We start from the raw sequence: 23,620 nt of genomic DNA on the forward strand, positions 1-23,620 counted from the left end.
ATTTTGGTTGTTACAGAGCAGACAAGCGATTACGAATTAAGGAAAGGACAGTCACCCATGGGCGTACAAACTTCGCTAGAGGCCGTCGAGCTAAACTGGCCGTTGATGAGTAACAACATCACTCGGCAGGATTTAGACAGGCTGATCGAGTTCCTCAAGCAGGATGATCCTATTCTCACCCAGTCGACCCAGGTGCGGGCCTTTGAGCAGGAGTGGTCAGACTGGTTGGGTGTCAAGTACAGCGTCTTTGTCAATTCGGGATCGTCGGCCAATCTACTGACGATGGCCACCCTGCGCGAGACCTATGGGTTAGGGGAAGTAATTGTGCCGACGCTGACCTGGGTGTCGGATCTGGCCTCGGTGCTGCAGTGCGGGTTTACGCCGGTGTTTGTGGATATTGACCCCCACACCCTGGGCATGGACGATGAGCAGGTGATCGCCAAGCTTAGCGATCGCACCCGAGCCGTATTTCTCACCCATATTCTGGGGTACAACGCCCTGAGCCAGCGTCTGCTCGACGAACTGGCCGCCCGCAACATTCCGCTCATTGAGGATGTCTGCGAATCCCATGGGGCCACCTTTAAGGGCCAAAAGCTGGGCACCTTTGGCCTCATGTCCAATTTTTCCTTCTACTATGCTCACCACATGAGCACCATTGAAGGCGGCATGATCTGCACCAATGACCCCGACCTCTACCAGACCCTGCGGATGTTTCGCTCCCACGGCATGGTGCGCGAGGCGACGTCCGATGCCACCAAGCAGAAGTACTACCAAAATCACCCCGATCTCAACCCCGACTTTATCTTTGCCTTTCCGGCCTACAACGTGCGCAGCACCGAGCTAAATGCGGTGATTGGGCGATCGCAGCTACCGAGGCTCGACGCCAACAACACCCTGCGCACTGAGAATCTGAAGCTGTTTTTACAGCACCTCGACCCCGAAAAATATCAAACTGACTTTGCCGTTGAGGGCAGTTCTAACTACGCCTTTACGCTGGTCCTTAAAAATCCCGATAGCGAACTGCGCGATCGGGTGATGCAGGCCATGCGTCAGGCCAAAGTGGAGTTTCGCCGTGGCACCTCGGGTGGGGGCAACCAGCTGCGTCAGCCCTTTATGAAAACCGTAGTGGGAGATGATGAGTATAAACACTATCCAGCCGTTGATCACGTGCATTTTTACGGATTTTATATCGGCAATTATCCAGGGCTTGAAAAACAAAAAATCCTCGATCTCTGCGAGCTTTTGAATAGCCTGTAAATTTAATTGAGTCTCTGGACTGATGTTGTCTGTAGTTTTTGGAGAAAACCCATGGGTAGTCAGCTCGATTTAGTCTTAATCAATCCGGCTAACCGCAAGCGCATTTATCAATCTCTGGCGACCGATTTAACGGCGATCGAACCGCCGGTTTGGGCGGGCTTAATGGCTACTTTTGCCCGCAATCAAGGCCTTTCGGTCCAAATTATTGACGCCTGTGCCGATAACCTCAGCCCAGAGGAAACCGCCGATCGCGTCAAAGACATCAACCCGGTGTTGACGGCGGTTGTGGTCTACGGTCACCAGCCATCGGCCTCGACTCAGGTAATGGCTGGGGCCAGCGTGGTAACCACTGCGATCAAGCAGGCTGTCCCCGAGGCCAAGGTCATCATGCTGGGTGGACACGCGGCAGCACTGCCCGAGCGCACCCTGCGGGAAGAAGACGCTGACTTTGTTGCGGCAGGTGAAGGCCTCTATACCCTGACCGAGCTGGTTCAGGCGCTCAAAACCGGGCAGCCCGACTACTCTAAGGTGCGCGGCCTCTGGTACTTCGACAATAAAGAGGCCAAATTCAATCCCTCCGCCCCTCTGGTGCAGGATTTAGAAGCCCAGATGCCCGGCATTGCCTGGGATCTGTTGCCCATGGAGAAGTATCGGGCCCACAACTGGCACTGTTTTGACGGGTTGCAGCGCCAGCCCTACGCCGCCCTCTACACCACCCTGGGCTGTCCGTTTCACTGTAGCTTCTGCTGCATTCAAGCGCCCTTTAAAGATGGCGAAAAGCTGCTGGGCTATAAAACCATCACCAACAGCTATCGGTTCTGGAGCCCCGACGCTGTCATTGCCGAGATTGACATTCTCGTCAACCGCTACGGTGTGCGCAACATTAAGATCGCTGACGAGATGTTTGTACTCAACCCCAAGCATGTGCTGGGCATCTGCGATCGCATCATCGAGCGCGGCTATGACCTCAATATCTGGGCCTACGCCAGGGTTGACACCGTGCGCGACGAAATGCTCGACAAGCTGAAGCGGGCAGGCTTTAACTGGCTGGCCTTTGGCATTGAAGCGGCTAGCGATCGCGTCCGCGATGATGTGCAAAAAGGAGTTGGCCAAACCGATATTTACGGCACCATTCGCAAGGTACAGGCGGCGGGTATCAACATTATCGGCAACTATATCTTTGGCCTGCCGGAAGATGACCTAGACACCATGCAGGAAACCCTCGATTTGGCCCTTGAGCTCAACTGCGAGTTTGCCAACTTCTACTCCACCATGGCCTACCCAGGTTCGCAGCTCTACGAAATGGCCCTTCAGCACGATTGGGCACTGCCTAAATCTTGGGCTGGCTTTTCTCAGCACGCGGTAGATACCATGCCGCTGCGCACCAACCATCTCACCGCCGCTCAGGTGCTGGAATTTCGAGACAAGGCATTCCAAATTTATTTCAACCACCCCAATTACCTGAAGCTCATCCACGAGAAGTTTGGCCCTGAGACAGTCAAGCACATCCAGGAGATGGCTTCCCTGAAGCTAGAGCGGCAGTTGCTGAGTGCGACTGCCTGATGCATCCTATCTAGCGCAGTTATCAACTGTTTTGAAGAGCTGCTCTTTTGGCACTGGCCTCTTGAAAGGAGATGGACTCCTACAACCCTTGTGCAGCATGAGTTGTAGCTAATTAGCCCAAAATCCTGAAAGTACTTTCTAGGCAAGGCTTATCAGCCATCTATCTCCTGTTGGCAGACCAGTGCCGTTCTTTTGCCACCAACGGTTAGAGTTCTCGTTTTTCCAGGAAGCCAACTACTTTTACCAACACCTAGATAAAGCCAAATAGTTATGATAAATAAAGTTCTCCTTTCGGACCTTCGAAACATTTCACAACAGGAGTTTGAGGTCGCAATAGAAATTTGCTCCAAACTAAAGCAAATCGTAGATTTGAGACATAAATGGGTACAAGATCATAACTTGGATCCTGAAATAGTGTACCCATCAGCGAACTGGGGAAGCGAAGGAAAACCAGATGCAGACAACGAGTATCGATTTCGAGACCTTTTTGAGCTAATCGCTAACCAGCCTAAGTATGAACTTATCAATAACTTGCGGCTTTATAGTCAAATGTTCTCTGGATATCAACTTGCTTCTTTCTCGCACGCCTTTGACAAGCCTTTAATCAACTCAATCGAGAGCATTGATGAAGCTTTAAATTCTCAGATGCCGGAGTCAGATTCATGGGTTTTTCGGTACCTCGAGATGACTAAAGACTTACCCAAGGATTTGGCAGTTCAAGTTCCCAGAATGCTAGGAGAGGTGGGCTGGGATTTTGACGGACAGCTGATTAATCATGATATCTGTGTATATCAAGAGCGGGTCAATCTGCTCTACGAATCAGGCGTTATTGACAGATTGCAGGAGACTGTTCGCGAAAATGGTTACGTAAACATTTTGGAGATCGGAAGTGGATATGGAGGGCTAGCCTACCTTATTAAGAATATTATTCCCGAGGCTAACTATTACTGTTGTGACTTGCCTGAATCTCTTTTATTTGCGTGCCTTTACCTTGGCTTGACGTGCCAAAATATTTCGCAAACTATTTATGACGGAAGTAACTCAAGCACCCTTGCTGAGATGGATAGTGGATTTAAGTTTGTATCAAATCACTTATTTGATAGTTTATTGACTGAAGGGATTCGTATTGATTTGGCGATTAATACACTCTCAATGTCTGAAATGTCCGAAAAGCAAATTCGCTACTATTCAGAAAGCCTGGGAAAGTTATTAGGGAATACGGGCGTTTTCTTTGAGCAAAATCAGGATAATCGCGAATCGGGTCTGTTGTACTGCAAAGATTATATAACTGATTACTTCAATATTCGGCATGTCTTGCTCTCAAAAACGATACCAGGACTTACTCAGGGTGTTGCTGATCTATGGTCTAATCATGAATTAGACCCCGATCATTTGCTTAAGAGCCTGAAAGACGCTGAGTCAACTATTGCAGAGCAGCAACTTAGTATTGTAGCTCTGCAACGTGGTATTACCAGTATTCAGGCTGAGCTGGATGCAGCTAATACAAATAACAATATCAATAATATCAATAATATCAATCCGAATAATAATACGGATGATAATGCGAGTAAACTTTGGAAGTTACTACGAGGATTTTGGGTAAAGTTGAAGAAACTTTAAACTACATCCCGGCACAGATTTTAAGGAAGGTGCTGAGCTGATTCAAACTCTGCTAAGGTATCGTTGTAAATATGCCAAAGGTTCTGAAACTTCTGTTCAGTAAGGATGCTAATTAAAAATAGAGCTACTGCTCTTATTCTTTCCTATTATGAAGATAGGCGCTTTTGATGTAGTCCACATAGTGCAGTAATAGGATTAGACAATGTCGTCGATTAATGATTCTCTCCCCGTCGATGAAAATAAAATTTCATTTGGTTCTGAGATGTCGCCTTTTGACCAAATTGCGTTGAGAGAAATTTTAGATGGCTTCGGTCGAAAAGACCTCAAAATTTTAGAAATTGGAAGCTGGGTTGGACTGGGTTCGACTCAGATATTTGCAGAGTATTGCAGCATCTTATACTGCGTAGACAGTTGGAAAGGAAATTTAATACCGCAACATGACAATCTAATTAAAAGGACAGATCCACTGAGTCTCTTTAATAGTAACACTGAGAAATTCAGTAAAAAAGTTGTTCCAATAAAAGCGTCATCTACAATAATTACTGAGATTTTTAGGCCTAACTATTTTGACTTAATATTCATTGATGCGGACCATACCTATAATGGTGTCAAGCAAGATATTCAAAATGCGCTTCCTCTGCTAAAAAAAGATGGCATACTATGTGGTCATGATTGTGAAGGTCGTGTTGATGAAAGCAACAAAGACATAATCATGGGAAATTTAGATATTGATGCGGTAGAAAATGTCTTCCCTAAATTTACTCATACACACTGTGGTGTAGTCGCCGCAGTCTCTGAGATAGATTTGCCCGTTTTTCTTTTTTCAGAAAAGAATGAGCCGTGGACTATCCTTGTTGACTCCCAAGAGAGGATGGGCTTATCAACTATATGGTTCATCATCAACGAGCTGGGAAGTGAAAAAGTCTTTGAAAACAGCTATGCTCCCGTTCTAGTTGAAGAATTAGAGCGGTTTAACATTGTTCTTTATAGGAGAGAATACTATGGCTTGCCTAAATGGCTTGGGCCAATTGAGGTTGACACCTTAACCTCGGATCAACTTGAGGATATCGATTGCATTTTCAAGAGTTATTCGCTTAAAGAAGTTAAAAAATTCATAGCAGCCTATACTGACTTGCTTGAAAAGACAAATCATCTTCAGGCACAAGCAAATGATCTTCAGAAAAAACTTACAGAAAAAGATAAGCTCTCGAAGCTCAGATCGTTTTTAAGATCTATTATCTCTTCAGTACAACTCCAGGGGCGGAAAGGTTGAATTATTTTATAACGCTAATTTTGACAACACAGCACTGAGCTTTTGATTTAAAGTGTTTCTCTGTCACCGATAAGTCAAGATGGACATTGGTAAGCTCGCAAATTCTTTGTAGATGTTTCATTTCATCCACACTTATGACTAAAGTAACTCCAGAGTTTACCCAAATAGATGCTCTTTTTTGCAGAGGAAATTATGCAGGAGTTGCTGTAGAAGGCTCTGATCAAGATTGGCAAACCTACGCTGCTTTTGGCTTGATAGGTAAGACCGATCGGGCCATTCTAGGGTTAAGTTCCTTTACAGAAATTGATGAAGCTCGTTTTTATCTGGCCGTTACCCATTGGATTGGCGGTCATACTGACAAAGCTATCGATTTGCTTAAAACATGCCCCCAAGAGCATGCTCAAAACCTTTTAAAGCTAGTTCAGCAACCCAAAATTCACGTTTTGGCTCAGCTCCCATGGACCAGAACAGGAAGCTGGGATCTGCTGACAGCTGCGGCTGATGACAAAAAGTTCTCCATTGAGAATATTAGCTTTCATGCCGACGACTTAGCCAATCAACCCTACGCAGATATCCACAGCTTCTACAACAGCGATCACCCACCAGATTTCTACATTTGCCAAATGGTGGAATGGCATTTGGTACCGCCCAATCTGCAAGAGCTAAACTGCCCGATTTTTGGTCAAACGGCCGACTATGACCTGCATCTACAGGCTACCTATCCGTGGTTGCAGATCTTTGACGAACTCTTGGTTACCGACCACACTGAGTGGGCCGATGTAGCCCAGTTGGCATCGGTACCTGTGTCCACCTTTCCCAAATCGTTTTGTTTGTCAGACTTATTACCAGAATTATCAGCATCTCCTCGTACCATAGACCTATTTTTGTCAGGTACTGTGGCTCACCCTTATCATCCCGACAAAGCAAAATTGGTATACCAAGTTCTGACTGAAACTGATCTCAATATCAAGCTGGTTAACGGTTTCGAAGGCCTCGACAAATACTACAAAAATCTATCTGAATCTAAGGTTTGTTTTACCTATGTCAGGCATCCGGGGGCGACGCCAACTCGGGGACTAGAAGCATTGGCCATGGGATCTGCCGTAGTCGCCCAGGAGGGAAGCGTTTTAGCCCTCTTTGCTGGAGAAGGCAAGGGCGTTCTGAGTTACGATTTTGAAAAAAATAATCTGGCTAGTGTCCTCCAGAAGGCGGTTGATCAATGGCCTGTGCTTGAGAATCAAGCCATTGAAGGGGCAGCTATAATCCGGCGAGAATTTGCCTCTTCGCTGGTAGCGTCGCAGTATCTCAGATTTTTGACATTTCTGGCCGCTAAGCCTTGCCACAAAAGGCCAGATCAGCGTCAGCCTGTTACTATCGACCGCCTGATCCAAAAGCGTGTTGTTCTACAAAAAGGCTGGCTACCTAGCTACGATTTTGTTGGCAGTAAGCTGCTGCGCAATATCGGGCAAGAAAATCTGCAAAGACTAGAACACCAAATTGACTCAGGTACAGCCAGCAGTCTGATTTATAATGATGCGTTTAGAGAGATTGTTCTAGCCAATTATCATCAGGCCTTGCAAAGTCTGTTTTCGTCGAATGACTGGGTCTTAAAGGCTGTCGACATTGCCGAGGCTGGAATAGCAACGTTCCCGACTTCGCTAGTGCTGCGGTTTAATCTCATTCGAACCTGCCTCCATTTTGGTAATGGACGTCAGGTTGATAGGGCACTCGATCTATTGAAAAAGACCTTAAAGCTTCCACTAACCTACTGGGACATAGATAATTTAGAGGATGTGTTTCCCTACGATTTTTGCCCAGAATTTTTTAACTATAGAAAATATTTTGACACCATAACTGAGTCTGTGAAAAATGGCCACAATACCCAGCTAGAGTTGGCCAAGCTGATACTGGCATCGTTGACTTACTATCTGGCGCGTTATACTGAGCGATCTAATTTATTTAAGCAGGCCATTGAGCTAGATCCTGATTTTCCTTACTTTCAACTGAGTTATGCGAAGTATTTAACCCGAGACCAGGCTTCTGGATTAGAAGTTCAGGAAGCTCAGACAATACTTTTAAATTTGACTAGAGGTTCTACTCTGTTCTTTCAGGCTTCGGGAGCGCTTGAGAAAGCCTTGCAGATAAGACCTGACGATTCCATCGCCAGCGCCCGTGACTATCAAAGCATCTGCCAAGCTAGGCAGATGCTAGCTGTCTTAGAAAACTACCCAGAAGCCCCCCTACAGCTGCCAAGAAATATTTTGCTCAATCCTCTGATCACTTCCAGTCTTAAGCAGGAAGTATTGCAAAAAAAGCTAATCGCCTTCCGATTTGCCCTGATTTCCAAACTTAAGTCTATTGTCAAATTTTGGATTGCCCTTGTAAAGACTGTACTCCGCCCTCTGGTTATGTTTGTGTGGTCTTTGTTTAGGGTTAACGAAGATGATCTAGAAGCCTATGTCATTGAGCCAGATGCAACAACTGCTGATTTGATAAACAGAATTGTGGCCATGCGAAGCAGCAAACTTTGGAAGATACAAACGCTGATCAACTATATTTCTGGTGAAAGGAGTCGCACGGTCACCGTGAAGCAACTTGAAGACAAGTCATTTCAGGAGCTGAAGGTTTGCCTTGAGGCCATGGAGAATAGTCAGGCTTGGCAGCTGAGGAGCCAGTGGTTTAATGTTAAGCGCTCTGTCTTAGGTGTGAACAAAAGAAAGTAAACTGACGGTATACAAGTTTGATCACGGGTTTTAAGAAAGTTATATGGCTGTACCACCGTTGTTGCAATATGCAAGCTATCGTAGCGTCAAAAGACTCGATGAGCAGGGCATTGTCTTTGGCGGTACTCGGTTTAGCCAGGGGCCAATGATGGCGATAGGGGATTCTCCCTTAGTCAGCATTTTGACCATAGTCTTGAATGCTGAAGATACGCTAGAAAGCACTATTAAAAACGTGCTCAGCCAGAGTTATTCCCCAATCGAGCACATTGTAGTGGATGGCGGATCGCGCGATCGTACCCTAGATATCATCAAAGAATATGAAGATCGCATTGACTGCTGGATCAGCAGCACGGACATCAACACCAGCGACGCTATGAACAAGGCCATTGCTCTGGCCAATGGAGCATTAATCGGCATGATATCGGCGGGTGATTGGTACGAGAAGGACGCTATTGCCCAAGTGGTTGAAGCCCACCGCCGCAATCCTGAGGCCATTGTCCACGGCAACTGCCAGTACTGGAGCGAAGATTTAAAGCCCCGCTACATTATGACGGCCCGCGACGACACTACAAAGTTTCTTCACATCAACCACCTGGCGGCTTTCACCCCCAAGACGGTGTATCAGCGGGTAGGTATTTTTGACTTAAATTTTGGTCAGGCCAATGACTACGAGTGGTATTTGCGCAATAAACTCAAGGGGACTAAGTTCCATTATTTAGACCAAGTTATTACCCATATGCGGCTTGGCGGGATGTCTGACCATAACTGGTTGCTTAACTACCACGAGGGCACTCGCGCTCGCGTGCTGCACGGCGAAAAACCGCTGATTAGCTATGCGCGATTGGCTGTCATGGTCGTAAAAACCCTCGTACGTAAAGGGCTAGAGGCCTTTGGCCTAAATAGGCTAGTTAAAATTTATCAGACTAAGCTGGCGGCGGTTCGAAAAGCGCCTTATCTCTAGCTAGGTGGAGACGGTACCGTAGTCTCCCTTGACAACAGAGGCGTCCACCAGCTGGAGTGGCTAAGGTACCAACTCGCTGTTTTGCTGAGGCCTTGGTCCAGCGAGATACTGGGTTGCCAGCCTAAGTTTGCTACCAGCTTGCTGATGTCTGTGGCGTAGCGAAAATCGTGGCCAGGGCGATCGCGCACAAAGGTAATTAGCTCCTGGGCAGGGCGAACTGGCAACTCTGGGGCTAGCTCGTTCATGAGGTCGCATAGTAGGATAACCAGATCAATATTTTTGATTTCAGATTGACCACCAATGTTGTAGGTCGCACCAGGATGGGCACGATGTAATACCGCATCCAGGGCGCGGCAGTGATCTTCGACAAATAGCCAGTCTCGAATGTTTTGGCCGTCGCCGTAAATGGGTAGGGGCTTGCCTAATAGGATATTAAGGCACATTAGCGGGATAAATTTTTCTGGAAATTGGTAGGGGCCATAGTTGTTGGAGGCGTTAGCGATCAGGGTGGGCAGACCGTAGGTGCGATGGTACGCTCTGACCAGATGGTCGCTGCCTGCCTTGGAGGCGGAGTAGGGGCTGCTGGGGGCGTAGGGGCTGGTTTCGGTAAAGGGCGGATCGAGCGGGCCAAGGCTGCCGTAAACTTCGTCGGTGGAGACGTGGAGAAACCGCGCCTGGGTGGGGTGCCCTAGGGTTCGCCAGTGGGCGCAAAAGGCTTCTAGCAGGGTAAAGGTGCCCACAATATTGGTTTGCACAAAGGCTGCTGGCCCTTGAATGGATCGATCGACGTGGGATTCGGCGGCGAAGTGCACCAGCGTGTCGATGGCGTAGGTCTTTAGGATGTGGTCTACCCGGGCGCGATCGCAGATGTCTCCCTGCACAAATTCAATCTTGGGATGCTCTAGCAGCGCGCCCAGGTTTGCCTTACGGCCAGCGTAGGTGAGGGCATCGAGAACGATCAGCCGGCAGTGAGGATAGTGGCGGTGCCAGTAGCGGACAAAATTGGAGCCAATAAACCCCGCCCCGCCCGTGACAAGCAAATTTTCAGGTGCCATGGCCGCCCTTTAGCGATAGCCGCTCACCCACCGCCCCAAAATTCCCTGGCGAGGGCTGAAGAAAAGAGCCAGCAAAAAGCCAGCAAATACGGTCAGGCCGATCGCAGGCCCCGACGGTATATCCAGATAATAGCTGCCGTACATGCCCGCGCCGCCAAACAGGACGCCGAGGGCGGCGCCCAAAATCATCATCCAGTGCAGCTCTTTGACCAGGAGGTAGGCAGTGGCGGCGGGGCCGACCATGAGCGCGAGGGCGAGGATGACTCCGACGGTTTTCATACCGGCGATGATCGCCAGGGTGATGGCGGCCATCAGGCCGAGGTTGATGCGCTGAACGGGTAGCCCCAGGGCCTCGGCCCCCTGGGGGCCGAAGGTAAAGAACAAAAGCTCTTTGTAGAACAGCACCTCGCCCAGCAGCACCAGAGCGGCGATCGCGGCAATCTGCCAAACATCGCTGACATCGATGCTGAGAATGTCGCCAAATAAAAGCTGCTCTAGGGATACACGACTGCGAAACACCGTCAGCAGGGTAATGCCCAGGGAGAGAAAGGCCGAAAACGTGATCGCCATGGCGGTGTCGACTTTGATCCTCGACTGGGCGCGAATCCAGGCGATGACGAAGGTGCTAAACAGGCCGCAGGCAAAGGCCCCGGCTAAAATTGGGAGGTTGAGGAAACTGGCGATCGCCAGCCCCGGCAGCACCCCTTGGGCCACAACATCCCCCAGCATAGCCATGCGCTGCACGATCAGATAGGTGCCGATAACGGGGCAGAGAATGCCGACCAGAACACTGGCCAGCCGCGTCTGGCGCATAAAGTCGTAGCTGAGCGGGTTTAAAAGCCAATCCATCGAAGCTGTTTAGGAACTGAGCGGAAAAATCGCTACCGCACCCATGACCGCCCAGCGGCAGCGGGAATGCCTCCGCAGGGGTTGGGCCGCTAAACACAGGACTCTCATCGGCGGCGGGATGGATTTTGGCCGCTGGTAGGGCCTGTCCAGCCAGCCATCCCCAACTACTCTAATACAATCCCTGGGGTACTTTCTGGGGTACTTTCTGGGGTAGGGGCATCGGTGGTGGCTGGGGTGGCGGGCGGCGGGTCTTTGGGCTGCGTCGTACTTTCACCTCGGGCCTCGGCGATCATGTCGACGACGATTTCTTTGATCACGCTGGCGATCGGAACGGCGATCAAAATGCCCATTACGCCGCCCAGCCTGGCCCCGATAAACACCGACACAATCAGCCAGATCGGGTTGACGCCGATCAGATCGCCCATCACCTTGGGCAAGATAATTTCGTCTAAAATCTGCCCCAGCACCAGGGCAATGATAAACACCTGAATGCCCGTGCCCACGTCGTGGAACATGACGAACAGGCTGACCGAGGTCTGCGCGAAGGCCCCCATAAACGGAAACAGGCTGCCCATGCCAATCAGCATGGCAAACATCAGCGCCAGGGGCACCTGAATGAGGGTGAAGATGAGCGCTAGCACCAGGCCAAAGCCGGTGGCCAGCATTACCTGCACGCTGATAAACCGCTTGAATTTGTAGGGCACTTTGGTTTCGAGGCGATCGCGCCACCAGGGCGACAGCCAGCTCATGATGCCCGCCCAGGCCCGCTCCCCTTTGACCAGCATAAACACCGTCAGCACCAGCACAAAAAAGACCTTAAAGCCGCTGGTGACGCTGCCCGCCAGCAGCCCCAGCAGGGTGGTCCCCAGGGTGCGCATCACTCCAGTCATCTGGCGCGCCACCAGGATCTGAATTTCGTCAAAGCTAAGCCCGAGGGATTCGGCCCAGGGCAGGCTGTCGAGCCACTCAAACAGCCCCGTGGCGGAGTTCATCCACTGGGGCAGCTGGTTGAGAAAATCGCCTAGCTGGCCGACCAGCAGCGGCAGCACAAAAAAGGCCCCGATGAAAATGGCCGCGATCGCCGTCACGACTACCAGCGTCAGGCTAATCGGGCGAGGCGTGCCGCGCCGCTGCAAAAGCTGCATCGGGTAGTCGAGCACCAGGGCCAGCATGATGGCAATCAGCACCATGGTGACCAGGGGCTGCAAAAAGTCGATCAGCAGGGTAAACAGCCAGCCATTCAAGAAAAACAGCGGAAACAGCAGCGCATTTCGCAGCCAGCGGGGCATGGCCAGGGCCTTGGGGTCCATCGGGGCTCAGCAGAGGGGACTGCCCCAGGGTATTACCTGAAGGTAGGCCAGCGATAGGATGTTGAAAAAGTTTTAGGCTTACCCGAAGTTCCACATTACCGGGTCGCTGGGCAGGTGGTCGGTGACGGTGCGGCTGATGGCGTCGATTTCAGCCAGGTCATCGGCAGAGAGAGACACCGCAGCGGCCTGGGCGTTTTCCTTCGCCTGCTCCCCATTGCGCGCACCGACGATCGCCGTGGTCTGGGGCTGGGCCATCAGCCAGGCCAGAGCCAGGTTGCCCAGGGTGGTGTGGTAGCGACGGGCGATCGGACGCAGCTGTTCTAGGGCGGCCTGAGCTTTGCCGTACAGGGGCGGCTGAAACAGCTTGTTTTTGCTGCGAACGTCTTCTTTGGGAAACTCGTGGTCGGGGCCAAACTTGCCGGTGAGCAACCCCTGGGCCAGGGACGAGTAGGCCAAAATGGTTAGCTCATTCTCCACACAGTAGGGCCGCAGCTCCGTTTCGACTCCGCGCCAAAAGAGGGAATAGGGCGGCTGAAGGCTATCGATGCGTCCATACTCCATGGCCTCTTCAATCTGAGCCTTAGAAAAGTTGGACACCCCGATCGCGCGAATTTTGCCCTGGTCTTTGAGCTGGTTCAGCGCTCCCATAGTCTCGGCTATGGGCACAATCTCGCTTTTGAAGGCCCCCGAGGGCCAGTGAATCTGGTATAGATCAATCACGTCGGTCTGCATTCGCCTGAGAGAATTCTCGCAGGCCTCGATCACCTGGTCGTGCTTCAGATGGTTGGGAAACACCTTGGTGGCAAGAATGACCCGATCGCGCCTATTCCCCAGCGCCTTGCCCACCAGTTCCTCAGAATAGCCATTGCCATAGACCTCCGCCGTATCGAAGGTGGTTATCCCGGCATCCAGCGCCGCCTGCATTGCCTGAATGACCGCTTCATCTTCGACGCCAACCCAGCCGCTCTTACCCGCCTGCCAGGTGCCAAAAATCAGCGGGGTAATTTCAATATCGGTCTTGCCAAGTTTGCGAGTATCCATAGGTAGCAGAGCGTCTGTGGTTCATGTACCTGCATAATAACGTCGCCTTGATCAGGGGGATGGAAGATAGTACTTGTTTATTATTGAGTGAGAGAATGGGACGAAACGTTCAAAACTCAAGGCTCGAAGGCCAGCCTCAACCCCTAACTCATCCACGTCCTCACTCTCTTCTCTTCCCACCCTCTTCTCTTCCCCATGCCTCCCCAACTCCGCCCCTACCAGGTTGACCTGATCAACGACCTCTACCGCAAGCTCAACGAGGGGCACAAGCGAGTGGCGATCGTGGCGGGTACCGGGGCGGGCAAAACCGTCATCAGCGGGCAGATCTGCGCCCATGCCGAGCGGGCGGGTAAGCGGCTGATGTTTTTGGTGCACCTGGACGTGCTGGTGGGCCAGACCTACGAAAAGATGGAATCCTTTGGGCTGCACTGCGGCTTCATTAAAGCGGGCTGGGAAGAGAACCGCGACGCCCCGATTCAGATCGCCAGCATTCAAACCATGTCAAAGCGGCAGTGGTGGAAGCAGTGGCCCGCCGACGTGGTGTTCTACGACGAGGGGCACATCACCCTGTTTAGCCAGGTGGGCAAGAAGGTGCTCAAAACGTTTCCCGATGCCTGGCACCTGGTGATGACCGCTACCCCCAAGCGTTTGGGCAAAGAGCAGCTGGGCGACTATATGGATACCCTGGTGGCCTCACCTGTGCCCAGCGACCTGCAGCAGCGGGGCTTTTTGGCCCCGATGAAGTACTACAGCATGCCGCCGGATGGGGTCGCCAACCTGAAGGAAGTCAAAACCGTGCGGGGCGACTACGACGAAGCCGGGCTGAAAAATGCCTGCGATCGCCCCGAGCTGATCGAAAAAATCGTCCGCGAGTGGCAGCGCCTCTGCCCCGGCAAACGCACGATCGCCTTCTGCGTCGACATTGAGCACGCCCGCCACGTGGCCGATGCCTTCAATGCCGCTGGCATCACCGCCGACACCGTGGAGGGCGGCACCCCAATCAAAGACCGCAAGCGCATGTACAGCGACCTGCGGGACGAAAAAATTCTGGTGCTCACCTCCTGCAACGTAATCAGCATCGGCTTCGACGAGCCCAGCGTGGAGGTGGGGCTCATGCTGCGGCCCACCCAGTCCAGCGCCCTGCACTTGCAACAAATTGGCCGGGTGATGCGCATCTCGCCCCAGACGGGCAAGCAGTACGGCATCATTCTCGACCAGGCGGGCAACCTGGAGCGGCTGGGCTTTCCCGAAGACATCAAGGACTACCACCTGCCGGTGCAGGAGCAAAAGAACAGCGAGGGAGGCACACCGCCGCCGACCAAGCCCTGCCCCCAGTGCGGACGCATCGTGCTGTCGTTTATCGCCAAATGCCCGGACTGTGGCCACCAGTGGATCACCGAGCGCCCGCTCAACCTGGAAGACATGGTGGAGATCTATTCCGCCGACCAGGCCCACCAGATTAACGATATTCCTACCCTGGTGGAGCTGTTCCACAGCCACCGCCGCCGCGCCTACATGCGCCGCAACGCGCCGACCTGGGCGGAGCGATCGTTTTGGGAACACTGCGGTCGGTGGCCCAAGGATGCCTGGTGCTTTGGATCGATCTTTGGCCCTCGGCCTACCCCCACCCAAATGCTGGAGTATTTCGAGTACCTGCAAAAAAGCGCCAAGCGCATCGGCAAGCGCCAGGATTGGATTGTGCAGGAGTTTGAGAAGGAGTGCGGCCCCGGCAGCTTTAATCGCCTGGCCAACCTACGCCAGGCCATTTAGCATCACCCTCTGCGGTGCATGTGTCGAAGCACAATGCACCGCAGAGGGTTCGAGGTTTTCTAGAGCGGTGCATTGCTCCGCGAATGCACCCTACGCTACATAAACTCCAAACTCGCGAATCCAAACTCCAAAGTTGACCTCAGCCGTCGCGTTCGGTGCGGATCCAGGCTTCTTCTCGCTTGGTCAAAAACTTAGAAAAGATAGAAAACTTGCTCAGCATGTAGGCGGGCACCGCCAGAATGTCTCGCAGCGACAGATCAGCGCGACCGTAGCCCACCCAGGCCAGGCCAATGCCGACGACTAAGCAGGCCAGCGCCCCCAGGGCCAGGTAGGCAGGCAGCCAGCTAAGGCCAGCCAGGGCGATAACCAGGCTGAGGAGGGCGATCGCGACCACAGCCACCACCTGAAGCGTAATCGGCAGCACCGACAGCTCCAGGGCCAGGGCCAGCAGATCGAGGCGGCCTTGCCTGACGGCCTGGCCCAGCAGCTTGGGCACGTATTCGGTAAACATTTGCAGATGGCCGTGCTCCCAGCGGGTGCGCTGAGTGGTTGCCGCCTGGTCGCCGCTGGGCAGGCGGCTGGTCACCCAGGCGGCCTGGCAAAACTGAGGTGCATAGCCCGCCAGGGCCAGATCCAGCCCTAGCTTCATATCTTCGACGATGTGGCCGCTGGCGATGCTGACCGAGGTCGCCGCCGCCCAGGGCATGGCAATACCAGTGCCCGTCAGCAGGCAGGGCTGGCCCAGGCGGTACAGCCCCAGGGGGCGAACCCAGTTTTTGACTTTAAAGGCAAAGGCCGAAACACCGTCTTTCAGCCCAGGGTTGGGGGGCTTTTCCATTAAGTAAACGGCCTGCACAGGGCGATTGGTGCGCTGGGCCTGACTGGCCAGGGAGGCTAGAGCGCCGGGATGCAGGGTGCAGTCGGCATCGACAAAAACCACTACGTCGGGGGCCTCAGCGGCCAGGTGGCGGAGGCCAAAGTCGAGGGCATAGCCCTTGCCGCGCTGGGTCGAGTCCTGACGCTCGATTACCGTGGCCCCGGTTTCACGGGCTTCGGCGGCGGTAGCATCGGTGCAGTTGTCGGCGACCACCACCAGGCGATCGCCCGGACGCAGCTGCGGCGCAATGGTAGCTAGAGTTGGCCCAATGCCCCCCGCCTCGTTGTGGGCGGGCACCAGCACCGCCAGGGAGAGATCGGCAGGCAGGGGAGGGGTGGCCGGGACCGTAGATTGCGCCCCCAGGGCAAACAGGCACTCCAGGGCCAGCCAGGCCGAGGTGACCAAGAGCAGCAGTGGAACTATGGCCAGGGCAATGGCGAGTAACCCAGTCAAACTTAGATTCATAGCGGCCAATCTTCCCCGATGAATGGTTGCTTTCAGGTTGCCCCGATCGTCGCGTCCGAATCGGCTGGCCCGATCGCCCTGGTTCCTAGCTACCCTACCGAACCAGGGCGATCGCATCCTGCCTCGGCCAACCAGATTTACCGGAGCTTCAAATATCCGTGTAGCTGCGGAGGGTAAGGGGCTGCGCCTGGGGCTAGGCGGCAATTTTGGCCAGAATATCCTCAACGGCCAAGGCCCATCCCTCCGGAGCGGGGGCGAGGGCCACAGTCCAGCCCCGGTCGGCCAGCTGGGGGTGGGCGCCGTGGGCACCGGGCAGCACAATCGGGTAATCGACGTTTTCGAGCATGTCGAGGTCGTTGGGGCTGTTGCCCAGGCCGATGGTAGCGACGGTGTGGGCGTCGGGGTTGCTGGCCTGAAAGCACTGCACCAGCTGGTGGACGGCGTTGCCTTTGCCCGCGTCGGCACCGATCAGGTGAGAAAAGCGATCGCCCATCACCACCCGAAAGCCCATCGCCTCCACCGCCTGCCGCAGCTGCTCGGCGGGCACATTTTTGGGGGTCATAAAGGGTTCGGTAAATTCTCGGGCTTTGGCCTGCTTTGCCTCACCAGGCGACAGCCCGGTAAGCTGCACGATCTGGTCTACGCTCCAGTCGCCAAAGCCCTTGAGGGGGCGGCCCAAGTCCTGGGCGATCGCCTTTAGCCCGGCCCGCGCGGTGACGTAATTGCAGCCCAGCTGGAGCACCCGGTAGCCGTCGACATCTTCTCCCGGCGGCAGGGCAAAGCGGGTTTGGTCGATGGGAAAGTAGACGGCGCTGCCGTTTTCAACCACAAAGGGATCGCGCAGCCCCACCTCCTGGCGCAGCTGGGCCACCTCCTGGCGGGTTTTGCTAGTCACCGGCACCACCGGAATGCCCAGGGCGGTGAGTTTGGCCAGGGTGGGCAGGGCCGCCTGGTAGGCGTAGGTTTCGCCGTTGAGCAGGGTGCCATCGAGATCGGTAAACAAAATGCAGACCATAGGCGCGGTCGGGGTTAGGGGTGACAGAGAAAGCGCTGCGGCAGAGCGCGGCGGAAACCATAGCGTGTAGCTATCCAAAGCCTACCGCAGGACTTGCCCCCACCTCTAGCGGGGCAGGGGCGGGGCGATCGCGCCGCCGTCTCCCCAAAATTTTCCGCCTTCCCCACTGCAAAGCCGGAGTGAGACAATACCTGGGTAACTTTTATTTCGGCCCGGTCTAGAGCTAATCTGTTAAGGCTTAGCCTACGGCTGAGGTCTTGCAGTTTGCCCTCGCGATGATTGTTATGGAGTTTAAGACCCCCGGCCAGGAAGCGGTTTATCATCGGATTTTGCCCTGGATGCACGAGCTCTTTGGGGAATCGCTGGTGCTTTTTGACGATGAGCCCCTGTTTATTGTCAACCTGGGGTCGGCGGTAGCCTCTACCCGAGTCGTGGCCTGGCATGACGACGAAACCCTGATTACAACGCGATCCTACGTCGTTACAAATATTCGCCTAACCCCTGAACTGAGCTATTACCTGCTGCGCGAAAACAACGGCATTTACTTTGGCCGCTTTGCCTACGATGCCGAAGACGACATTGTGTTTGAGCACAGCCTGGTGGGCGAAACCTGCGATCGCCGGGGGTTAAACCACTCCGTCACCACCGTCATTCGCATCGCCGACAGCTACGACGACGAAATTGTGGCCCGCTGGGGGGGCAAACGCGCCCTCGATCGATGGGCGTCCTGAGGCGGGCCGGGCCTCTGGACAGTTTTATGCCAGGGTAAGCTTCCGTTTGACCCATTTCGCGCTACAAAATAAGCTAGCCAATTGCACTGGGGGAAGCCGCCGTGGCTCGTCGCTGGATTTGGGTCGGTTTGGGAGGACTGTTGATAGTGCTGCTGAGCGTGGGGTTGTCTCCGGCCCGAGCGATCGCACCGCCACAGCCGCAGCTCACGGTAAGCCACCTGTCTCCCCTGCGAACCGTCGCCGGGGCAGACTTGAATGTCCTCAAGGCAGAGCCCCCGGACTCCCTCGCCCAGGTCGCCCCCCCGCGCCAGGTTACGGCCCTGGCCGACCCTTCTAACTACGGCGATCGCTACGCCACCGACATCAACGGCCAGGTCCTGCACAACGACTTCATCGCCGTTCTACACGAGACCGTAGGGTCAGCCCAGAGCGCCCTCAACCTGTTTCGCACCCGCCATCCCCGCGACCAGGACCAGGTCAGCTACCACGCCCTGATTGGCCGCGACGGCACCGTCTACTACATCGTGCCCCCCGAAAAACGCGCCTTTGGTGCGGGCAACTCAGTTTTTGACGGCCCCAATGGCCCAGAAACCGTACGCACCAATCCGGCGTTTCCCCCGTCGGTCAACAACTTTGCCTACCACGTTTCGCTGGAAACGCCCGGCGACGGCATGAACAACCGCCGCAGCCACAGCGGCTACACCCAGGCCCAGTACACCTCCTTAGCCTGGCTGCTGGCCCAAACCACCATTCCCGACAGCCGGATTACCACCCACAAGGCGGTCGATCGCTCTGGCACCCGCATGGACCCACGCAGTTTTGATGGTCAAGATTTCTTTGCGCTGCTGCGCCGCTACCCCACCCGCAGCGGCCTGTCGAGCTAGGGGCTGTCATCAATTAGTTGCTGATGGCTCAAAAATCAGCGGTTACAGCCCCTAGCCTGTTTTTTGGGGTCGGGCGTGGCAATGCTGGTGGAATCAGGATTTTAGCCAAAATTGATGGCACGCCCTAGGGCTGGGCTTCCTAAAACTGGGCGTCAAAGTAAACCACCATTTCGTAGACCGATGGCTTTAGTACGTCTAGATTGGGGTTGTCGCTAGCAAATAGCTCATCGCCCATAACGGCCTGGTAAGCTTCGGCGTGCTGGGCTAGGGCCGCCTCCGAAGGGTTCAACCGCAGAATCAGGTAGCCGTTATACTGCTCCAGCTGGCTTCCCTCCAGCACCACGGTGCCGCCGTAGTCCCAGGCAAAGCCGTAGAGCTGAAAGCTGCCCAGGGCTGCCTTCACGGCGACATAGGGGGCACCTACCCCCAGCCCCTCAGGGGTTTGCCAGGCTGGGCCAAAGTCTTTAATCAGCTGGGGCCGGGTTTGGCTAGCGTCCTGCCACACCACCGAAAACTGGCGATCGGGGCCAGGGTTGACCACGGTTCCCGGCTCTGTGGTGCCTTCTCCCATCTGAATGGGGCCATCCTGTAGAGCCGCCGCACCGTAGCGGGCGGACAGGTCGGCGCGGCTGGTCTCGGCGGTAACCGGGCCAACCCGCTGCCCAGGAACGACTAAAAAATCGGTAGCGGGTTGAGCGGGGGTGCCGGGGGTGGGAGATGGTGGCTCAACGGTCGGGGCATGGGAGGGTGCGGTTGGGAGACAGCTGGCCAGCGGCAGCAGTAGCAACAGCAGAACGGGGGTCAAAAAACGCGCCACAGAGAGTGATTTTGAGGATTACTTCAGATTGGGCCCTGCGGTACTGGAAGATACTAGGGGTCAGTCGAGTCACGAACGTACCCAAGATTTTTGCTTCCACCCGGGGGCGCAAGACCTGCGCCCCTACCCTGGGGCACCGTCTTTTACCGAAACGGTCTAAGGCACCAGATGGTGGCTGATGGCAAACCGCAGCAGCTCTGAGCGGTTGCTGGTTTCGGTTTTGCGCAGCAGGCTGCTGACGTACTTTTCGACGGTTCTGGGGCTGAGAAAGAGGCGATCGCCGATCTGAGCATTGGAAAGCCCGTCGGACAGCAGCGCCAGCACATCCTGCTCGCGAGCGGTGAAGTCAGCAATCAAGTCGGATGGGTTTGGCGTCCAGGGAACGACCTCCGCCAGCGCCTCGCCCGGCTGCATGGCCCGCTGCTGAGCGGTGTTCAACGCCACCTGCTGAATCCAGGCCGACTGAATCAGCTGCGATCGCTCCAGCAAATTGCGCACAATCGCCCCAATCTCCTTTAGCTCAAAGGGTTTAGGCAGGTACAGGTCACAGCCCAGCTGGTAGCCCTTAATGCGGTCTTGGGTTTGGGTGTGGGCGGTGAGAAAAATTACCGGCAGCAGCCGAAAGGCCGGGTACTGACGCACCTTTTGCACCAGGGTATAGCCGTCTAGCCCAGGCATGCCAATGTCGGTAATAATGAGCTGAGGCTGGTGGCTAAACACCTGCTGCAGAGCCATTTCACCATGGCTGGCCATCAGTACAGAGTAGCCCTCAAGCTCCAAATAGTCACACAGCGAAAGGCGAGTCCCCTCGTCGTCTTCCGCAATTAAAACGGTGAGCGGCATGACGTTATCCCAGGTCTAAAGCATCGGCAGGTAAACCTTCAGCAGCCAGCGGCCACGATCTAAACCCTGGCGCGCAGCCCTACTTTGCAGCCCCTGCCTCTTTAGGCTAAACGAGAAAGTCGGGGAAGGGTTTATTTGTTGCTGAAGTTAAACAGCACCGGGGTGAGCACTCCGCCCCTGTTTACACAGATTGCATAGAGCCTGGGAGCCGCCTCCGGCAGCGGCCACGACTAAAGACTGCCGCAAAATGTCGCCTAGCCCAGGCGATAGCCAAAGCCCCGCACCGTTTTGAGGTACTCAGGGTGGCTGGGATCCGCCTCAAGCTTCTCGCGAATCCAGCGAATATGGACATCCACGGTTTTGTTGTCGCCCATAAAATCGTGGCCCCAAACCTGGTCGATGATCTGATCCCGCGACCACACCCGCCGGGGCTGTCCCATGAACATTTCTAAAATCCGAAACTCTTTCGGGGAGAGGTTGATCTCCTCGCCCTTGAGAAAAACGCGGCATTCCTGGGGGTGCAGCGCAATATCTCCAAACTTGAGCACGTTGTCTTTTTCGGCGGTGGACTTGCCCCGCTGCCGCCGCAGCAGCGCCCGACAGCGGGCCACCAGCTCTCGCATGCCAAAGGGCTTGGTGAGGTAGTCGTCGGCGCCAATTTCTAGCCCTACCACCCGGTCCGTCTCGGTGCCCTTGGCGCTGAGCACCAGAATCGGCACGTCAATTCCCTGGTGGCGCAGCAGTCGGCACAGGTCCAGCCCATTCATGCCGGGCAGCATCAGGTCGAGCACCACCAGGTTGATCTCTGGGCGATTGGTGCGACTCGATACAGAGGTGCCCCCCAGCATGTCCAGGGCAGTGAGGCCGTCCTCGGCTATTAAAATATCAAATCCTTCCTCGGCCAGCCCCAGGGCGACCGTCTCTCGAATCAGTTCTTCGTCTTCAACTACCAATACTCGACCTAAGCCAACCCTCAAGCTCGGCTGAGCCTGGGCTGCGAGATCTACAGAATCCATAGGGAACGGTTAAAAACTGCTCACTGCAATCATATCAGCCCACTAGAGGGGTGAATAGCCCCAGGAAAGCTAAGACTTTATAAACTCTGGGTACCCAGGCACTCGCCCGGGTCGCTAAAGGCCTCCCACCAGGGCCTCGATGGCGTCGGGCCGGGTGGGGAGCGCCTCGGTCAGGACCGTGCAGCCGGTGGGGGTAATTTGGACATCGTTTTCGATGCGAATGCCGCGCACCCCCTGAAAAGCGTCCAGGCGATCCCAGTTGACGCTATCGCCATACTGGCCTGACTGCCGGGCCGGGCCTAAAATGCCGGGTACCTGATAAAACCCAGGTTCGATGGTGACGACCATATTGGACGACAAGGGCCGATCGAGCCGCAGAAACTTGAGCCCAAAGCGATCGCTGCGCACCCGCCCCGGCGCGTACCCCGCTTCATCCCCCAGATCTTCCATGTCGTGCACGTCTAGTCCCAGCAGGTGGCCTACCCCGTGGGGAAAAAAGAGGGCGTGGACATCCTGCTCGACCAGACTGTCGGGGTTGCCCCTGAGCAGCCCCAGATCGACTAACCCCGCCGCCAGGGTGCGGCAGGCCAGCAGGTGCAGGTCGCGGTACTCTACCCCCGGCTGGGCGGCGGCAATGCAGGCGTCGTGGGCGGCCAGCACTGCACCGTAAATGTCTCGCTGGGCCGCCGTAAACCGCCCCGAGACTGGCCAGGTGCGGGTAATATCTGAGGCCCAGCCGCTGGGGGCCTCGGCGCCAACATCCGCCAGCAGCAGGTCACCGGCGGCGAGGGTGTGGTGGTACCGCTCGTTGTGGAGCACTTCGCCCTGCACGGTGACAATGCTGTTGTAGGCGCAGGTCATGCCCTGGGCCATAATTACCTGCTCCATGGCGGCCCGCACCTGGGCTTCGGTGGTGGCTGGCTGGGTCGCGGCCATGCCTGCCCGGTGGGCCGCCACGGAGACCGCCGCCGCCTGCTCAATTTGCTCTAGGGCATAGTCGTCGTGGTGCAGCCGCAGGGCCACCAGGGCATTGACCAGCGCCGGGCTGGAATGGGGCGCCTCGCGGGTCTGGGCGGGCAGGGTGGCGGCTTCGGCCAGGTGGGCTTCCAGCGCTGGGTACGGATAGGCCGCCGTCGCCCCTATGTCTGCGGCAATGGTCTCGCGGCTGGGGGTGGGGCCATGCCACAGGGCCGCCTCGGGGGAGGTGTCATCCATAAACAGGGTCAGCCGACCGCCCTCTAAGTGAATGGCCGCTTTGGCCAGGGGCAGCCCCGCAAAGTACAGAAAATGGCTGCTGGCCCGAAAGGGGTAGACATTGGCCGGAAAGTTGCGCGCAACGGCCTGGCCCGACCACAGCACCACCGGCCCTGGGTGTAGCTCGGCCAGGCGATCGCGGCGCGCCTGAAGCACCTGGGCTAGCGGCAGCGCAGAGGTCTGAAAGGGCATAGGAACCGGCACCAACAACTTCCTTAAGTCTGCCACAGGGCACCAGCCCTGGGACAAGCGGGCAGCGCCAGTTCTAAATGTAGCGTTAACCCCCCAGCGCTACC

General features: G+C 55.1%; 19 protein-coding genes. 9 read left to right on the top strand and 10 right to left on the bottom strand.

Features of this window, described 5'->3' with window-relative positions:
* Positions 1-57 precede the first annotated feature (57 nt).
* From LEPTO7104_RS0125370 to LEPTO7104_RS0125395, 6 genes are all read left to right on the top strand, one after another.
* A complete protein-coding gene (locus LEPTO7104_RS0125370) occupies positions 58-1,257 on the top strand; it encodes a DegT/DnrJ/EryC1/StrS family aminotransferase (RefSeq protein ID WP_017301397.1) in 1,200 nt (399 codons plus the stop codon).
* 51 nt (positions 1,258-1,308) lie between these two features.
* On the top strand, positions 1,309-2,820 hold the full coding sequence (locus LEPTO7104_RS0125375; protein ID WP_017301398.1) for a B12-binding domain-containing radical SAM protein: 1,512 nt from the start codon (positions 1,309-1,311) through the stop codon (positions 2,818-2,820).
* Positions 2,821-3,090: 270 nt separating this feature from the next.
* Positions 3,091-4,440 carry a putative sugar O-methyltransferase gene (locus LEPTO7104_RS0125380; protein WP_017301399.1) on the top strand — a complete coding sequence of 450 codons (1,350 nt, stop codon included), beginning with the start codon at positions 3,091-3,093 and terminating at the stop codon, positions 4,438-4,440.
* A 202-nt stretch (positions 4,441-4,642) separates the two neighbouring features.
* Positions 4,643-5,713: a class I SAM-dependent methyltransferase gene (locus tag LEPTO7104_RS35300; protein WP_017301400.1), complete on the top strand. Its 1,071-nt coding sequence runs from the start codon at positions 4,643-4,645 to the stop codon at positions 5,711-5,713.
* A gap of 134 nt (positions 5,714-5,847) precedes the next feature.
* Entirely contained in the window at positions 5,848-8,436 is a 2,589-nt protein-coding gene (locus LEPTO7104_RS0125390; RefSeq protein WP_155523773.1) for a glycosyltransferase, read from the top strand.
* A 58-nt stretch (positions 8,437-8,494) separates the two neighbouring features.
* Complete coding sequence (locus LEPTO7104_RS0125395) at positions 8,495-9,397, top strand: glycosyltransferase family 2 protein (RefSeq protein ID WP_196358150.1); 903 nt, start codon at positions 8,495-8,497, stop codon at positions 9,395-9,397.
* Here the strand turns inward: LEPTO7104_RS0125395 and rfbB are convergent.
* From rfbB to LEPTO7104_RS0125415, 4 genes are all read right to left on the bottom strand, one after another.
* Positions 9,394-10,452 carry a dTDP-glucose 4,6-dehydratase gene (gene rfbB, locus LEPTO7104_RS0125400; protein WP_017301403.1) on the bottom strand — a complete coding sequence of 353 codons (1,059 nt, stop codon included), beginning with the start codon at positions 10,450-10,452 and terminating at the stop codon, positions 9,394-9,396. The two genes, LEPTO7104_RS0125395 and rfbB, sit on opposite strands and share 4 nt — an antisense overlap.
* Before the next feature lie 9 nt (positions 10,453-10,461).
* On the bottom strand, positions 10,462-11,301 hold the full coding sequence (locus LEPTO7104_RS0125405; RefSeq protein WP_017301404.1) for a metal ABC transporter permease: 840 nt from the start codon (positions 11,299-11,301) through the stop codon (positions 10,462-10,464).
* Positions 11,302-11,465: 164 nt separating this feature from the next.
* Complete coding sequence (locus tag LEPTO7104_RS35305) at positions 11,466-12,611, bottom strand: AI-2E family transporter (protein ID WP_017301405.1); 1,146 nt, start codon at positions 12,609-12,611, stop codon at positions 11,466-11,468.
* A 78-nt stretch (positions 12,612-12,689) separates the two neighbouring features.
* A complete protein-coding gene (locus LEPTO7104_RS0125415; RefSeq protein WP_017301406.1) occupies positions 12,690-13,652 on the bottom strand; it encodes an aldo/keto reductase in 963 nt (320 codons plus the stop codon).
* Between the two features lie 195 nt (positions 13,653-13,847).
* Between LEPTO7104_RS0125415 and LEPTO7104_RS0125420 the strand changes: the two genes are divergently transcribed.
* Complete coding sequence (locus LEPTO7104_RS0125420) at positions 13,848-15,422, top strand: DEAD/DEAH box helicase (protein WP_017301407.1); 1,575 nt, start codon at positions 13,848-13,850, stop codon at positions 15,420-15,422.
* A 139-nt stretch (positions 15,423-15,561) separates the two neighbouring features.
* On the opposite strand, the gene LEPTO7104_RS0125425 is transcribed toward LEPTO7104_RS0125420, so the two are convergent.
* Both LEPTO7104_RS0125425 and LEPTO7104_RS0125430 read right to left on the bottom strand, forming a co-directional pair.
* Positions 15,562-16,764, bottom strand: a complete 1,203-nt coding sequence (locus LEPTO7104_RS0125425; protein WP_017301408.1) for a glycosyltransferase family 2 protein — start codon at positions 16,762-16,764, stop codon at positions 15,562-15,564.
* 193 nt (positions 16,765-16,957) lie between these two features.
* Complete coding sequence (locus LEPTO7104_RS0125430; protein ID WP_017301409.1) at positions 16,958-17,779, bottom strand: HAD-IIB family hydrolase; 822 nt, start codon at positions 17,777-17,779, stop codon at positions 16,958-16,960.
* Between the two features lie 284 nt (positions 17,780-18,063).
* On the opposite strand from LEPTO7104_RS0125430, the gene LEPTO7104_RS0125435 reads away from it, so the two are divergent.
* A complete protein-coding gene (locus tag LEPTO7104_RS0125435; RefSeq protein WP_026073077.1) occupies positions 18,064-18,510 on the top strand; it encodes a T3SS (YopN, CesT) and YbjN peptide-binding chaperone 1 in 447 nt (148 codons plus the stop codon).
* A 101-nt stretch (positions 18,511-18,611) separates the two neighbouring features.
* Complete coding sequence (locus tag LEPTO7104_RS0125440) at positions 18,612-19,394, top strand: peptidoglycan recognition protein family protein (protein WP_225887044.1); 783 nt, start codon at positions 18,612-18,614, stop codon at positions 19,392-19,394.
* 139 nt (positions 19,395-19,533) lie between these two features.
* Here LEPTO7104_RS0125440 and LEPTO7104_RS35310 read toward each other — a convergent pair whose 3' ends face one another.
* The 4 genes from LEPTO7104_RS35310 to LEPTO7104_RS0125460 all read right to left on the bottom strand — a co-directional run bounded on the left by LEPTO7104_RS35310 (position 19,534) and on the right by LEPTO7104_RS0125460 (position 23,516).
* Positions 19,534-20,211 (bottom strand): hypothetical protein, encoded by a 678-nt coding sequence (locus tag LEPTO7104_RS35310; RefSeq protein ID WP_017301412.1) that lies wholly within the window; start codon positions 20,209-20,211, stop codon positions 19,534-19,536.
* A gap of 156 nt (positions 20,212-20,367) precedes the next feature.
* Positions 20,368-21,054, bottom strand: a complete 687-nt coding sequence (locus tag LEPTO7104_RS0125450) for a response regulator transcription factor (RefSeq protein WP_017301413.1) — start codon at positions 21,052-21,054, stop codon at positions 20,368-20,370.
* A 254-nt stretch (positions 21,055-21,308) separates the two neighbouring features.
* Complete coding sequence (locus LEPTO7104_RS0125455) at positions 21,309-22,070, bottom strand: response regulator transcription factor (RefSeq protein WP_017301414.1); 762 nt, start codon at positions 22,068-22,070, stop codon at positions 21,309-21,311.
* A 114-nt stretch (positions 22,071-22,184) separates the two neighbouring features.
* Positions 22,185-23,516 (bottom strand): aminopeptidase P family protein, encoded by a 1,332-nt coding sequence (locus LEPTO7104_RS0125460; protein WP_017301415.1) that lies wholly within the window; start codon positions 23,514-23,516, stop codon positions 22,185-22,187.
* Positions 23,517-23,620 lie beyond the last annotated feature (104 nt).

Origin of the sequence: Nodosilinea nodulosa PCC 7104, assembly GCF_000309385.1 — a bacterium.
Classification (GTDB): Bacteria; Cyanobacteriota; Cyanobacteriia; order Phormidesmidales; family Phormidesmidaceae; genus Nodosilinea; species Nodosilinea nodulosa.